The organism is Rhizobium sp. 01N424, assembly GCF_056399485.1.
Genome location: NZ_JBFTRK010000002.1, coordinates 200456 through 213930 on the forward strand (window position 1 = coordinate 200456; position 13475 = coordinate 213930).

Consider the following 13475-nt stretch of genomic DNA (forward strand, 5'->3'; position numbering starts at 1 on the left):
CGTCTTTCTTTATTTGGCGCCGTCGATCCAGGGCGGAGGCGGCGTATCGTAACCTGCAATGCCGCGCAGAAGGCGGTCTGCAACGAATGGGATGCGGACGGCGATCGGCATCAGCGCGTTTCGCAGTCCTGTCACCACCGGATTACGCATCGTCACCAGCGACGTCAAACCATAGGTTTGCTTCAGCACCGTTTTCACCGCGGGAAGACGCAGCCCGGAATACTCCTGTTCGCGCCCTTCGGAGATCAGATAGGCAAGCCAGCAGGCATCCTCGATGCCGAGATTCATGCCGCGCGCACCGGCCGGCGAATGAATATGCGCCGCATCACCCGCGAGAAAGATGTTGCCCGATGACATGCGCTCGACATGGCGGAAATGGATGCGGAAATTCGAAACCCAGACGGCCTGGCCTCCCGCAACCGGATGCCGGATCCGCTTTTCAAAATCCGAGAGCGTCGAGAGATAGCGCACCGTATCCGAAGATACCGGCAGACGACCGATCATGCCCGGATTGAACAGATCGATTTCGACATAATGCGGATCGATCGGCTCCGGATAGCGGAAGTCGGCAATGTAGAAGCTCTCTTCCAGCGCCTGCCCGGGAAAGCCGAGCCCAGCGCCCTTGCGCACAGCCGAATGCGCTCCGTCTGCACCGATCAATATATCGGGCGCCAGCTCTTCCGACGAACCATCAGGACGCCGAAGCACGACATGCGGCTTGCCGCCCGTATTTTCAACGCGCTCCAGCACCGTCTGCCATTCCGGCACCACTTCATAGTCGGAGAGCTTGCTGAGCAGTAGCCGCTCGGTCTGCCCCTGCGCCAGCATCTGGATGGCAGGGAATCGTCCAGTGACCCGGCCGGGATCGAGTTCGAAAAGCAGCTTGCCGCCGGAGCGGGCTCGAAACCGGTCGATGCGATAGGCATCCTGCAGCACGACATCGCTCACCCGGGAGGGCGAAAGCAGCGTCAGCGTCCGGGCATTGATACCGAGCGCCCGGCTTTCCACCATCGGCACCGGCCCCTCATCGCTGTCGATGATGCGCGGCCGGTGACCCCGCCGCACAAGTTCCAATGCTGCCGTAAGCCCGGTGGCACCTGCCCCGGCAATCAGAATGTCACGATGTCCCCCCGGCATGTGTCACCCCTTGGTAACCAGGTTCTCCAGCTTCTTTACAGCCGTATCGGGATTTTCGCCATAGGCGATGGTTCCGGCAAAGCGGCCCTGCCCGTCGAGCAGGAAGACCGATGCCGTATGGTCCATCGTGTAGTCACCGTTCGGATTGTTCTCGTCGACCGGCACCTTCTTGGCGTAAACGCGGAAGCCCTTGACGACATCGGCTATCTTGTCCGGCGGGCCGGAGATGCCGGTGATGCGCTTCGAGACATTCGAGACATACTGGTTCATGATCTCCGGCGTATCACGCTCCGGATCGACGGTAACGAAATAGGCATTGAGCTTGTCACCTGCCGGATCGACCTTCTCCATCCAGCCATTGAGCTCGAACAATGTCGTCGGGCAGACCTCTGGGCAATGCGTGAAGCCGAAGAACAGTGCGCTCGGCTTGCCCCGCAACGCCTGCTCGGTGATCGGCTTGCCGTCCTGAGCCACCAGCGTGAACGGAACACCATAGGGACCCTCAGCCGCCAGCGGCAGGTCCTTGGTCTTGGTAATATTGAGCGTCAACCAGCCCAACACACCGGCAACGAGCAGCACGGCAATCCAGACGGCAATACGAAAATTCTTCATCATCCAACCCCTAGCGGCGCCAAAGCGCCCATCGACAGCGGGATATAACCTCCCGCCCGTCCACGCAATTCAACAACCCGTTTTCTTACCCGTGATTAATTGCCTCACCTTGCAAGATCCGAAATGTTGAAAACCGGCAAGGCAAGTTTCCTAAATTGCATATCCTGCAAGCATTTAGATGGTATTTCTGTATCACCTCCAAGAAATACATCGTTATCGAACGCTTAATTTCTGGAAGCTATATTTGACACTGCGTCCGGCGCTATTGGTGCCGTACTGACATGATGTCTGCGCGGGCGGAAAGCTCCAGCGATCGCATAGTGAAAACCGTATTTTATCCGGCGTTTTCAGGCGGGGGACATCATTTCATGAGCAGCAATACCATACGTAAGACTTTTTCCGTCAGCCAAAGGCTGTGGACACTCGCCGGCGCGGCACTCATCGGCTTCGGATCGATGGTCGCCGTTGGCTGGTATGAAAATATCCGGATCGACCGCGCCCTCAATCGTGCAAACGACATTCAGCTGAGTGTCGATCGCATCAACGAGATGCGCATGGCCAACCTGACATTGGTCCTTGCCGCCATGGACACGATTGTTGACCGCGGCGACAAGAAGGTCGATCCGGCCCGCCTCACTTCAATGTCGAAATCGATCGAACAGCTGAAGAACGGATCGAAGGAAATGGCGCTCCTCGCCGACGAGCTCAAAGCCGGCAGCCTGGTCGCCAGCTATGACGCTGACGTCGCAGCCCTGCAGAAGGCGATCCTCGTCGATCTCAAGGCGGCCGTTGAAGCGGGCGCAGCAGACGATGCCTTCGACAAGCTGGACGATGCGATTGATGGCGGCGGCGAGAAGCTGACGGCGACGCTCGACAAGCTTGCGCAGGATGGCAGCGCCGTCGCACAGCAGCGGATCGACCAGGCCAACGAGATATCGGCCGGCGCGCTCTGGATCCAGATCGGCCTCGGCGCCTTTGCCATTCTGTCCATGTCCCTTCTCCAGTACATTCACGGCGGTTCCATCCGCAACGGCATCGAAGCTGTTCGCTCAAGCATGGCGCGCATCATGCAGGGTGATCTCTCCAGCGAAGTTCCGGCGACGGAGCGCGGCGACGAGATCGGCGAAATGGCCCGTGCGGCCGAGAGCTTCCGTCAGTCGGCGATCGACAAGCGCAATCTCGAAAGCCAGACGGAGACCGAGCGCCGCAAGAGCGATACGGAACGCCGCGAACGCGAAGCCCTGAAGCTTGCCGACACCGAGGCGTTGAACAGCGCGGTCAACGCTCTCGGCCAGGGCCTGAACCGCCTTGCCGGCGGCGACGTGACGACGACGATCGATCAGCCGTTCAAGGCCGAGCTCGAACGCCTGCGCAGCGACTTCAACCAGACGACCATCAACCTGCGCCGGGCGATGTCCGATATCACCTCCAACAGCAGCTCCATCCAGGCAAACAGCCGTCAGATGAGCTCTGCCGCCGACGACCTTGCAAAGCGCACCGAGCAGCAGGCAGCCTCGCTGGAGCAGACATCCGCAGCACTCGACGAAATCACGGCAACCGTGCGCAGCGCCACCAGCCGCGCCGAAGAGGTCGGCCACATGGTCGCGCATACGCGCCAGAACACCGAAAAGTCGGATCTGGTCGTCACCCAGGCCATGGCCGCTATGGAACGCATTGAAGGCGCCTCGCGCGAAATCGGCCAGATCATCAACGTCATCGACGAGATCGCCTTCCAGACCAACCTTCTGGCACTGAATGCCGGTGTCGAAGCGGCGCGTGCCGGTGAAGCCGGCAAGGGCTTTGCGGTCGTAGCCCAGGAAGTCCGTGAACTCGCCGGACGCGCCGCAGGTGCCGCCAAGGACATCAAGGCGCTGATCACCAAGTCAGGCGCCGAAGTGAAGACCGGCGGCGAGCTGGTGACGGCCGCAGGCGAGGCTTTGCGGCAGATCGGCGAAGATGTTTTGCGGATCGATGAACATGTTAAATCAATCGTAACCTCTGCACGCGAACAATCCACCGGACTGCACGAGATCAATACAGCCATCAGCCAGATGGACCAGATGACGCAGAAGAATGCGGCAATGGTCGAGGAAACGAACGCTGCGAGCCACACGCTCGCCTCGGACGCCGACAATCTGATCAGGCTGGTTGGACAGTTCCAGATCGGCGAAGGCATGAATGCCCGTTCCACGCCGCGAGAAGCATCCGCCGCCTCGCATCCTAAACCTTCACCCGCACGGAGCTTGATCGGCAAGGTCGCGGGCGCATTCAGTGGCGGCGCCGCCGCCAGAGCCATGGCCGCTCCGGCCGGAGACAATTGGGAAGAATTTTGATGACCAACGCCATTATCACACAGGCCGGTTCCCACCTGGAAATCGTCTCGTTCCATCTCGGCGAGCAGGAATTCTGCATCGACATCATGGCGATTCGCGAAATCCGCGGCTGGGCGCCGGTAACCCCGATGCCGCATACCCCGCCTTACGTCCTCGGCCTCATCAACCTTCGCGGTGCCGTGATCCCGGTCATCGACATGGCCTGCCGCCTCGGCATGAAGATGACCGAGCCGTCCGAGCGCTCCGCCATCATCGTCACCGACATCGCCGGCAAGCTGGTCGGCCTTCTGGTCGAGCAGGTTTCCGACATGATGACCATCAAGAGCGAAGACCTGCAGCCGGCGCCGGAAATCATCCCGGAGCAGCAGCGCGCCTTCTGCCGCGGCATCGTCGCGCTGGAAAAGACCATGGTCTGCTTCCTCAACCTCGACACCGTCATCGCCGACGAACTGGCGCGCGAAGCAGCCTGATCGGCAACATATCGCAGATACGGAAAGGCCCGGTCATCGCCGGGCCTTTCTGCTTATTGCGGCTTGCCGTTCTTCCAGACCGGATTCTGCCCATAGAGCGGCACGGTCGAGATCGACATCTTCGCCGAGCCATCCGTCAGCTCGCGCGAATGGGCGAGATAGATCAGCGTATCATTGGTCTTGTCGTAGATGCGGTTGACCACCAGCTTCTTCCAGATCAGCGACATGCCCGCCTTGAACACCTCGTCGCCATCCTTCGACAGGTTGATGTCGCCGATTTCGATCGGCCCCGTCTGGCGGCAGGAAATCGAGTTGTTGGACGGGTCCTCAAACCAGTTGCCGTTCTTCACCCGGTCGATCAGGCTGCGGTCGAAATAGGTGACATGGCAGGTCACGCCCTTCACCTCGGGATCGGGAATGGCATCGACGATGATATCGTTGCCGATCCAGTCGACCCCGACCTTGCCGACCACTTCGGCAGAAGCCGCACCCGCACAAAGCGTGGCAGCTGAGGCAGCGGCAAGAACGATCTTACGAAACATGGATGGAAGCTCCCTGGTTGGCCCGCTTTGTAGATAAGCAGCACGAGGGACAATGCAAGAAACCGCTGATAAATCAGGCGCGCTTGCAGGTGCAAGGTTCGTAGCCGGTGGCGAGCAGCCGCCCGGGCTTCATGCCGATCGCAGCCGGGATCGCATGCACCGCCGCCGCCTTCACCGCCTTGGCCATCTCGATCGCCGCCTGGGCGCAGACGACGGCATCCTCGGCCGCGTTATGATGCACGAACCGCAGGCCGAGATGCTCGGCGATGATGTTCAGCCGGTGCGACAGGAACTGCGGCCAGATGCGCTGCGCCATCTTCAGGCTGCAGAGATAGGTGAGTTCGGGATAGGCCTGCCGGTAGAGATCGAGCGAGGCCCGCCAGACGCTGAAATCGAAGGCCGCGTTATGGGCGATCATCGTCGCGCCGCGGAAATCGTCATGAAACTCGTCCATGACCTCAGGGAACTCCGGCGCATCCTCGACATGTTCAGGGCGGATGCCGTGGATCGCGATGTTCATGCCCGAAAAGCGCATATCCCTGGGGCGGATCAACCGCTCCTCGACGCGGGTCACCTTGCCGTCCTCGATCCAGGCAAGCCCGACCGAGCAGGCGCTGCCGCGCTGTTCGTTGGCCGTTTCGAAATCGATGGCAATGGTCTTCAAGGTAGGCCCGTGATTCGCTGGTGATGACTCAGGCTTAGCGGCGCGCGCAGGCGCAGGCAAACGCACCAGTTGACTTCGCACCTGTGATCAACGACTTTTCCCGTCATGATCGTATCGAACGCGCATCTTGCCACCATGCATCTCACCACGGCCCCTGCAGGGCTCGGGGAGGCATTGGCGCGCTGAGCGTACGATCTGTCCCGAAGACCCTGCCGAGGTGAGCAGGGTTTTCAAACCGGCTCTCCTCCATCATTTCAAAGGAGAGCATTTTGAGAATCCCGGAAGACAATCCACCCAAGCGATCGGCCGCCGCAGGTCTCACCATCCGCGCCATGCGCGTCAGCGATGCCGAGGCCGTCACCACCCTCGTCAATCTGCCTGCCTTTCGCTACGGCACGCTTCGCATTCCTTTCCAGACGCCAGAGGAAACGCGAAAACGCATCGAGACCATGCCGCAGGGCAATATCAGCATCGTCGCCGAACTCGACGGCACGCTAGTCGGCGACGCCCACCTGATGCGCAACCAGGGCCGCCGCGCCCACGCCGCCAGCATCGGCATGGGCGTTCACGACGACTATGCCGGCAAGGGCATCGGCAGCGCGCTGATGGCCGCCCTCGTCGATACCGCCGACAACTGGCTCGATATCAGACGGCTGGAATTGACCGTCTACACCGACAACCCGGCAGCCCTCGCCCTCTACCGGAAATTCGGCTTCGAACAGGAAGGCCTGCTGAAAGCCTTCGCCTATCGCGCCGGGGACTATGTCGACGCCTATACGATGGCGCGGGTCAGGGTTTAGGCGACTTCGAGCTTATACGGCTTGATAAGACATTCCGCAGGCAGGCCCCAGGCCTCGCCAAGCTTAAAGATCATATCCACCGTAAGCCCGCGCTTGCGGTGGAGAATTTCAGAGGCACGCGACCGCGATGACAGGAGATCGCCGAGATCCGTCTGGGTGCGGCCCGTCATATCCATGAAAGCTTGGAGAAACTCGACGGGATCGAGTTCACCAGCCGGAAAGTGCCTAGCTTCATACGCCTCGATAAGGTCCGAAAGGACATCGAAGCGATCGGCTTCGGCCGTGCCCTTTTCTGGCGGGCTCTCGAAGTACGGGGCCACTTCACCAATCGCCCAGGCGAGATCGCTGTCGTTCCTGATCGGTTTGATATCCATCACACGGTCTCCGGGTCGATCCGGTCATAATCCGAATGCGTGCCGACGAATTTGATAAGCACGCGGCGATATGCGTAGGCAACATGGACGATCAGCCGATACTTGTTACCGCCGATGTCGAAAATGATGCGGTTGTCTCCGACAAAATCGACATTCGCACCAAACATCCGTTTGACGTCCGAAGGGCCCGTCCAATCAGCTTTGCTGACAGCGGCATACCAAACGCTCAGCGGCACCCTCGCCTGCGGATGCAACTCCCAAAACGCGCGCAACGTCGATCTGGCAATCACCTGCATTGATCAACTATATTCCCAATACGGGAACAACGCAAGATCACCCACCGATCAACGCCAGCCACTCGTCTTCATCCATCGTCTGGACGCCGAGTTCTTTGGCCTTGTCGAGCTTGGAGCCGGCGCCCGGGCCGGCGACGAGGATGTCGGTCTTTTTGGAGACCGATCCGGCAACCTTGGCGCCGAGGCTTTCGGCGCGGGCCTTGGCTTCGTCGCGGGTGAATTTTTCCAGCGAGCCGGTGAAGACCACGGTCTTCCCGGCGACCGGGCTTCCCGATGTTACCGGCTGCTCGGCCTTCTCAGGCACAACCTCTTCCAGCAGACGGCTGATGACCTCGACATTGCGCGGCTCCTTGTAGAACTCGACGATGGCGCGGGCGACGATCTCGCCGATGCCGTCGATGGCGTTCAACTCGTTCCAACCATCACCGGACAAGGGCGCCGCATCCTGCATGGCCGCGGCAAAGGCCTCATAGGTACCGTAGGAGCGGGCAAGCAGCTTGGCGGTGGTCTCACCGACATGGCGGATGCCGAGCGCGTAGATGAAGCGGTGCAGCGCGATGTTGCGGCGCTCGTTGATCGCCGTGTAGAGCTTGCCGACACTGACCTTGCCGAAGCCGTCGATATTCTCGAGCTTCGTCAGCGTCGAGGCCTGCTGGCGTTTCTCCAGCGTGAAGATGTCGGGCGCCGTCCGTATCTGCAGCGAGGCGTCGTCGCTCTCGAAGAAGAAATCCACCTGCTTGGTGCCGAAGCCCTCGATATCGAAGGCGTTGCGCGAGACGAAATGCTTCAGATGCTCGGTTGCCTGGGCGCGGCAGATGAAGCCGCCGGTGCAGCGCGTCACGGCATCGACCTTGCCGGTCTTCTCGTTGACTTCGCGAACGGCATGCGAGCCGCAGACCGGACATGTCTTCGGGAATGTATAGGCCGCAGCCCCCTCCGGCCGCTTTTCCATCACCACGTCGAGCACCTGTGGGATGACGTCGCCTGCGCGCTGGACGATCACGGTGTCGCCGATGCGGATATCGTGTTCTTCCTCGCGGATGCGCTCGCCTGAATTCCCGATGCCCCGGATGTAGTCCTCATTATGCAGCGTCGCGTTGGTGACGACCACGCCGCCGACGGTGACGGGGGTCAGACGCGCCACCGGCGTCAGCGCGCCGGTGCGGCCGACCTGGATGTCGATATTCTCGACGACGGTGAATGCCTGCTCGGCCGGGAATTTGTGCGCCGTCGCCCAGCGCGGGCTGCGCGAACGGAAGCCGAGGCGCTGCTGCAGTTCGAGGCTGTCGACCTTGTAGACGACACCGTCGATGTCGTAGTCGAGATCAGGGCGCTTGAGACCGATGTCATCGTAATGCGCCAGGATATCGGCCACCGAGTTCAGCCGCTTCATCAGCGGATTGACTGGGAAACCCCATTCCTTGAAGGTCTGCACCATGTCGAACTGCGTCTTCGGCAGGTCGTTGGGCTCGGAGATTTCGCCCCAGGCATAGGCGAAGAACTTCAGCTTGCGGCTCTCCGTCACCTTGGCATCGAGCTGGCGCAGCGATCCCGCCGCCGTGTTGCGCGGGTTGACATAGGTCTGCTTTCCCTCGGCCTCCATCTGCTTGTTCAGCGCCAGGAAGTCGCTCTTGGCCATATAGACCTCGCCGCGTACCTCGACGATCTCAGGAACGCCCTTCGGCAGTACCTGCGGGACTTCCTTGATGGTGCGGATATTGGCCGTGACATTCTCGCCGGTCGTACCGTCGCCGCGCGTTGCGGCGCTGACGAGCTTGCCGTTCTGGTAGCGGATCGACATCGACAGGCCGTCGATCTTCGGCTCGGCGGTAAACGCGATCGACTGATCCGGCCGGCGCCCCAGGAAGCGGTAGACGCTGCCGACGAAATCCTGCACGTCGTCCTGCGAGAAGGTGTTGTCGAGCGACAGCATCGGCCGGGCATGAGTGACCTGCGCAAAGGTGACGGATGGCTCCGCCCCCACCCGCCGCGACGGGCTGTCCTCGCGAACGAGCTCGGGAAACCGCGCCTCGATCGCATCGCTCCGCCGCTTCAGCGCATCATAGTCGCCGTCCGAAATCTCCGGCTGGTCCTTGCCGTGATAGAGCGCGTCGTGATGGGCGATCTCTTTCGCCAGACGCTCCAGCTCAGCTGCGGCCTCTTCGATCGTCAGGGTTTCAACTTCGCTCGACATGCATGATCACTCCGGAGAATCTGTGATCGTTTTTAGCGCAAATTGCCCGGATGGGAAGTGGCGGGGTGGTGGCCACCCTCGTCCTTCGAGGCTCCCTGCGGTCGCACCTCAGGATGAGGGTGGAGGGAGCGTGCTCGGATTGGTCAGCCTTGAGGGTTGCTAATCGCAGCCTTCCCCAGAGCCCTCATCCTGAGGTGCGAAGCCGAAGGCGTAGCCTCGAAGGACGAGGGCGGCGCCCTCAACAGTCCCCTACCCGTTTCCCGACAGCAGCTTGGCCGCCGCAGCCCGCGCCTCGTCGGTGACCGAAGCACCGGCGAGCATACGGGCGATCTCCTCGGTGCGGTCCTTCGGCGCCATGGTGGCCACCCGGGTGGCGATCTTTTCGGATCCGGCATCGACCGGTCCCTTGGAGATAAGCAGATGAGTCGCCGCCCTCGCCGCCACTTGCGGCGCGTGGGTGACAGAGAGCACCTGCACCTTGTCCGACAGCCGCTTCAGCCGCTGGCCGATAGCATCGGCCACGGCCCCGCCCACGCCCGTATCGATCTCGTCGAAGACAAGCGTCGGCGCCGAGCCGCGATCGGCAAGCGCCACCTTCAGCGCCAGCAGGAAGCGCGAGAGCTCGCCGCCCGAGGCGACCTTCATGATCGAGCCCGGACGCGTACCCGGATTGGTCTGAACATGGAATTCGACGACGTCGATGCCTTCGGCGGCTGCCTGCTCCACATCCGTGGTGATTTCCACCATGAAACGGGCGCGCTCCAGCTTCAGCGCCGGAAGCTCGGCCATCACGGCCTCCGCCAGCGCATTGCCGGCGTGATGACGCTTTTCCGAAAGCGAACGGGCAGCTTCGCCATAGGCAGCCTTGGCGCGGCCGACCTCGGCGTCGAGCTTGACGAGCTTCTCCTCGCCGGCATCGACATCGGCGAGATCGGCGATCATCCTGACGGCAAGAGCCGGAAGCTCGACGACGGGCACCGAATATTTGCGGGATGCGGCGCGCAGCGAAAACAGCCGCTCCTCGACGCGCTCCAGCTCCTTCGGATCGTATTCGGTCTTGCGCAGCGCCGCCTCGACTTCCATTTGCGCGTTGGAAAGCTGGTCCAGCGCGGCGTCCAGAAGCGCCACAGTGTCTTCCAGCAATCCCGGCGCCTCATGGCTCTTGCGCTCCAGGCGGCGCACCAGCGAGGCGATATGGGGCACGGGAGAGGCATTGCCGTTCAGGAACTCGGACGCCTCGGCGATATCGCCTGCGATCCGCTCCGCCTTCATCATCTTCTGGCGGCGGTCGGCGAGCTCCTCCTCCTCGCCGTCACGCGGAGAAAGCTTTTCCAGCTCTTCGACGGAGGCGCGCAGATAATCAGCCTCGCGGGCGGCGTTCTCGACCTTCTCGCGATGCTTCTTCAGAGTCCGCTCGGCATCGCGCCAGATCCTGTAGAGCTCGGACACGCCTGAGACATCCTCGGTGATGCCGGCAAAGGCGTCGAGCAGGATGCGGTGGGCATTGGTATCGACAAGCGCCCGGTCGTCGTGCTGGCCGTGGATTTCGACCAGCATCTGGCCTGCCTGGCGCATCAACTGCACGCTGACGGGCTGGTCGTTGACATAGGCCTTGGTGCGGCCGTCGGAGGATTGCTGGCGGCGGAAGATCAGGTCGCCGTCGTCGTCGATGCCGTTTTCGCGCAAAAGCTTGCGGGCGCCGTGATCCATCGGCACGTCGAAGGCCGCAGTCACCTGCCCCTTGTCTTCGCCGTGGCGCACAAGCCCGCCATCGCCGCGCCCGCCGAGCGCCAGCGACAGACTGTCGAGAAGGATGGATTTGCCTGCACCTGTTTCCCCGGTCAGAACCGAGAGCCCGGCCTCGAACGAGAGATCCAGCCGCTCGATCAGAACGATATCGCGGATCGAAAGCTGGATCAGCATTGCGTTACTGGCCTCACGAGCCGAGGAGCAGCTTCTTGCCCGCTTCGGAGAGCCAGGAACCCTTGTTCTCCCGAGGCTCTGCGCCACCGCTCTTCAGCAGCTTGTAGGAATCGGCGTACCACTGGCTATCCGGATAGTTGTGGCCGAGAACGGCAGCGGCGGTCTGTGCCTCTTCGACGATACCCATCGCATAATAGGCTTCCACCAGACGCGAGAGCGCTTCCTCGACCTGATTCGTATTCGGGTACTTTTCAACCACGATACGGAAACGGGAGATAGCCGCAAGATACTCCTTGCGCTCCAGATAGTAGCGGCCGATCTGCATTTCCTTGCCGGCGAGCTGGTCGCGGGCGAAGCGGATCTTGGCCTGCGCGTCGTCGACATATTCGGAGTCCGGATACTTGTCGATGACGGCCTGCATTGCCTCGATGGTCTTCGATGAGGCACGCTGGTCCTGCGTCACGTCGGAAATCTGCTTCGAATAGCTGAGGCCGACCAGATACTGGACATAGGCCGCGTCCTTGGACTGCGGATACTGCGCCATGTAGCGGTTGCCCGATGCCAGCGCTTCGTCGATCTTGCCCTGGCGGTACTTGACGAAGGTGCTCATGACGAGCGCCTTGCGGGCCCATTCCGAGAACGGGTTCTCACGGTCGATGGCGTCGAACTTGCGCGCTGCCTCGGCCATGTTGCCTGCCTTCATGTTGGCAAGCGCCTGATTGTAGAGAACATCCGGCGGGTCATTGTCGAGGCCGAGTTTGGTGATGTCGATGTCCGGATCCGACTGGCAACCGGAAATCAAGGCGCCTGCACTCAGCACCACGAGCGATGCGAGCAAAGCGCGCGCTGTCTTCATCATACCTTCAGACCTTGCATAACCCATAGATTAATCCCGACTCCCGCTACCCACTCTTAACGGCAGCCACACCTCGCTGGCGTTTCTAGCCACAAATGCGAGGCGAGAGCAACGCAATGATGACGCATTAACGCATTTTTGTGGCATAGGCCCAGAGAATATCCGGGTTTTCATCTTTGATTTCCCGTGTTGCAGCTAAGCATCTGCGCCGAAAACACTATCGGCCGGAAAATCCGCATAAAAAAACCGCCTCCCGAAAGAGGCGGTCCTGGTCTAGGAAATCGTTCTGGAGGTCACGCCGACCAGGGGGCGAATCCGGGAGCATTCACGGCAATGAAATCACGCGCGGCAACGCGCGGACGGGCAGCAGAGGTCTCGACGACCTCATAGGCGCTGGGATCGCTGAGCAGTGCCTTGAGCGCATTGGCATTCATCTTGTGACCGCCGCGATAGGAACGGTAGCAACCGATGAACGGCGCGCCCGCCAGCGACAGGTCGCCGACGGCATCGAGCGTCTTGTGACGCACGAACTCGTCCTTGGCGTAACGCAGGCCTTCGACATTGATCACGGTGTTGTCGTCGGAGATGACGACCGAATTTTCGAGCGACGAACCGAGAGCGTGGCCGGACGCCCAGAGACGCTCGACGTCGCGCATGAAGCCGAAAGTACGGGCCCGCGACAGTTCGGTCTTGAAGGTCTGGGCTGTCAGGTCGCCTTCCCACTTCTGGCGGCCGATCAGCGGGCAGTCGAAATCGATCTCGACTTCGAAGCGCGTGCCGTCATAGGGGCGGAATTCGCTCCACGAACCGCCATGTTCGATACGCACGGGCTTGGTGATGCGGATATAGCGGCGCTTGACGCCAAGAGAAACCAGACCGACCTGCTCGATCGCATCGATGAACGGAGCAGAGCTGCCATCCATGATCGGCATTTCGGCGCCGTGAACTTCGATCAGCACGTTGTCGAGGCCAAGCGCGTAAACGGCGGCCATCACATGCTCGATCGTCGCGACCGAATGTGCAGGAGAGAACCCGAGAACGGTGCAGAGATCCGTATTGCCGACCTGCGAGGAAACCGCGCGCAGCTCGGTGACGGAACCGTTGTCATGCATGCGATGGAAAACAACGCCCGTATCGGTCTCGGCCGGATTGAAGGTGATCGAGACTTCCGCGCCAGAATGTACGCCGGTACCCGAAAGCGTTACCGGGCGAGAAACCGTCGTCTGGAAGCCAAGCATGCCAATAACCATAAAATCTGCCTTCATTGCCCTTCA

The 13475-nt window shown here is 61.2% G+C and carries 13 protein-coding genes; 3 read left to right on the forward strand and 10 right to left on the reverse strand.

Annotated elements, in window-relative coordinates; genetic code table 11:
- Nucleotides 1–9: 9 nt before the first annotated feature.
- The gene (locus AC1DNK_RS06705; RefSeq protein WP_112387005.1) at nt 10–1137 is read right to left on the reverse strand and encodes an FAD-dependent oxidoreductase; all 1128 of its coding nucleotides are present in this window, start codon (nt 1135–1137) and stop codon (nt 10–12) included.
- Between the two features lie 3 nt (nt 1138–1140).
- Entirely contained in the window at nt 1141–1749 is a 609-nt protein-coding gene (locus tag AC1DNK_RS06710; protein ID WP_112516109.1) for an SCO family protein, read from the reverse strand.
- Between the two features lie 368 nt (nt 1750–2117).
- Here AC1DNK_RS06710 and AC1DNK_RS06715 point away from each other — a divergent pair, with 368 nt between their 5' ends.
- On the forward strand, nt 2118–4082 hold the full coding sequence (locus AC1DNK_RS06715) for a methyl-accepting chemotaxis protein (RefSeq protein WP_310294638.1): 1965 nt from the start codon (nt 2118–2120) through the stop codon (nt 4080–4082).
- Entirely contained in the window at nt 4082–4552 is a 471-nt protein-coding gene (locus AC1DNK_RS06720; protein WP_112387003.1) for a chemotaxis protein CheW, read from the forward strand. Before AC1DNK_RS06715 ends, AC1DNK_RS06720 begins: the two co-directional genes overlap by 1 nt.
- A 53-nt stretch (nt 4553–4605) precedes the next feature.
- Here AC1DNK_RS06720 and AC1DNK_RS06725 read toward each other — a convergent pair whose 3' ends face one another.
- Entirely contained in the window at nt 4606–5094 is a 489-nt protein-coding gene (locus tag AC1DNK_RS06725; protein WP_112387002.1) for a CreA family protein, read from the reverse strand.
- A gap of 73 nt (nt 5095–5167) precedes the next feature.
- Nucleotides 5168–5758, reverse strand: coding sequence for a 3'-5' exonuclease (locus AC1DNK_RS06730; protein ID WP_477940128.1), 591 nt, complete (start codon nt 5756–5758; stop codon nt 5168–5170).
- Nucleotides 5759–6027: 269 nt separating this feature from the next.
- On the opposite strand from AC1DNK_RS06730, the gene AC1DNK_RS06735 reads away from it, so the two are divergent.
- Nucleotides 6028–6558 (forward strand): GNAT family N-acetyltransferase, encoded by a 531-nt coding sequence (locus tag AC1DNK_RS06735; protein ID WP_477940130.1) that lies wholly within the window; start codon nt 6028–6030, stop codon nt 6556–6558.
- Here AC1DNK_RS06735 and AC1DNK_RS06740 read toward each other — a convergent pair.
- The 6 genes from AC1DNK_RS06740 to lpxC all read right to left on the reverse strand — a co-directional run bounded on the left by AC1DNK_RS06740 (nt 6555) and on the right by lpxC (nt 13451).
- Nucleotides 6555–6932 (reverse strand): helix-turn-helix domain-containing protein, encoded by a 378-nt coding sequence (locus tag AC1DNK_RS06740; RefSeq protein ID WP_477940131.1) that lies wholly within the window; start codon nt 6930–6932, stop codon nt 6555–6557. The two genes, AC1DNK_RS06735 and AC1DNK_RS06740, sit on opposite strands and share 4 nt — an antisense overlap.
- Complete coding sequence (locus AC1DNK_RS06745) at nt 6932–7228, reverse strand: type II toxin-antitoxin system HigB family toxin (RefSeq protein WP_477940133.1); 297 nt, start codon at nt 7226–7228, stop codon at nt 6932–6934. The genes AC1DNK_RS06740 and AC1DNK_RS06745 overlap by 1 nt, the downstream gene beginning before the upstream one ends.
- Before the next feature lie 37 nt (nt 7229–7265).
- Nucleotides 7266–9422 carry an NAD-dependent DNA ligase LigA gene (gene ligA / locus AC1DNK_RS06750; RefSeq protein ID WP_477940135.1) on the reverse strand — a complete coding sequence of 719 codons (2157 nt, stop codon included), beginning with the start codon at nt 9420–9422 and terminating at the stop codon, nt 7266–7268.
- A gap of 249 nt (nt 9423–9671) precedes the next feature.
- Nucleotides 9672–11345: a DNA repair protein RecN gene (gene recN, locus AC1DNK_RS06755; RefSeq protein WP_477940137.1), complete on the reverse strand. Its 1674-nt coding sequence runs from the start codon at nt 11343–11345 to the stop codon at nt 9672–9674.
- Between the two features lie 13 nt (nt 11346–11358).
- Nucleotides 11359–12228 (reverse strand): outer membrane protein assembly factor BamD, encoded by an 870-nt coding sequence (locus AC1DNK_RS06760; protein WP_477940138.1) that lies wholly within the window; start codon nt 12226–12228, stop codon nt 11359–11361.
- Between the two features lie 266 nt (nt 12229–12494).
- Complete coding sequence (gene lpxC, locus AC1DNK_RS06765; RefSeq protein WP_112387448.1) at nt 12495–13451, reverse strand: UDP-3-O-acyl-N-acetylglucosamine deacetylase; 957 nt, start codon at nt 13449–13451, stop codon at nt 12495–12497.
- Nucleotides 13452–13475 lie beyond the last annotated feature (24 nt).

Coding starts and splice junctions, on each gene's coding strand:
- AC1DNK_RS06720 (WP_112387003.1), top strand. CDS start 4,082: ATGACCAACGCCATTATCACACAGGCCGGTTCCCACCTGGAAATCGTC.
- AC1DNK_RS06760 (WP_477940138.1), bottom strand. CDS start 12,228: ATGGGTTATGCAAGGTCTGAAGGTATGATGAAGACAGCGCGCGCTTTG.
- AC1DNK_RS06745 (WP_477940133.1), bottom strand. CDS start 7,228: ATGCAGGTGATTGCCAGATCGACGTTGCGCGCGTTTTGGGAGTTGCAT.
- ligA (WP_477940135.1), bottom strand. CDS start 9,422: ATGTCGAGCGAAGTTGAAACCCTGACGATCGAAGAGGCCGCAGCTGAG.
- AC1DNK_RS06715 (WP_310294638.1), top strand. CDS start 2,118: ATGAGCAGCAATACCATACGTAAGACTTTTTCCGTCAGCCAAAGGCTG.
- AC1DNK_RS06705 (WP_112387005.1), bottom strand. CDS start 1,137: ATGCCGGGGGGACATCGTGACATTCTGATTGCCGGGGCAGGTGCCACC.
- lpxC (WP_112387448.1), bottom strand. CDS start 13,451: ATGGTTATTGGCATGCTTGGCTTCCAGACGACGGTTTCTCGCCCGGTA.
- AC1DNK_RS06710 (WP_112516109.1), bottom strand. CDS start 1,749: ATGAAGAATTTTCGTATTGCCGTCTGGATTGCCGTGCTGCTCGTTGCC.
- AC1DNK_RS06725 (WP_112387002.1), bottom strand. CDS start 5,094: ATGTTTCGTAAGATCGTTCTTGCCGCTGCCTCAGCTGCCACGCTTTGT.
- recN (WP_477940137.1), bottom strand. CDS start 11,345: ATGCTGATCCAGCTTTCGATCCGCGATATCGTTCTGATCGAGCGGCTG.
- AC1DNK_RS06740 (WP_477940131.1), bottom strand. CDS start 6,932: ATGGATATCAAACCGATCAGGAACGACAGCGATCTCGCCTGGGCGATT.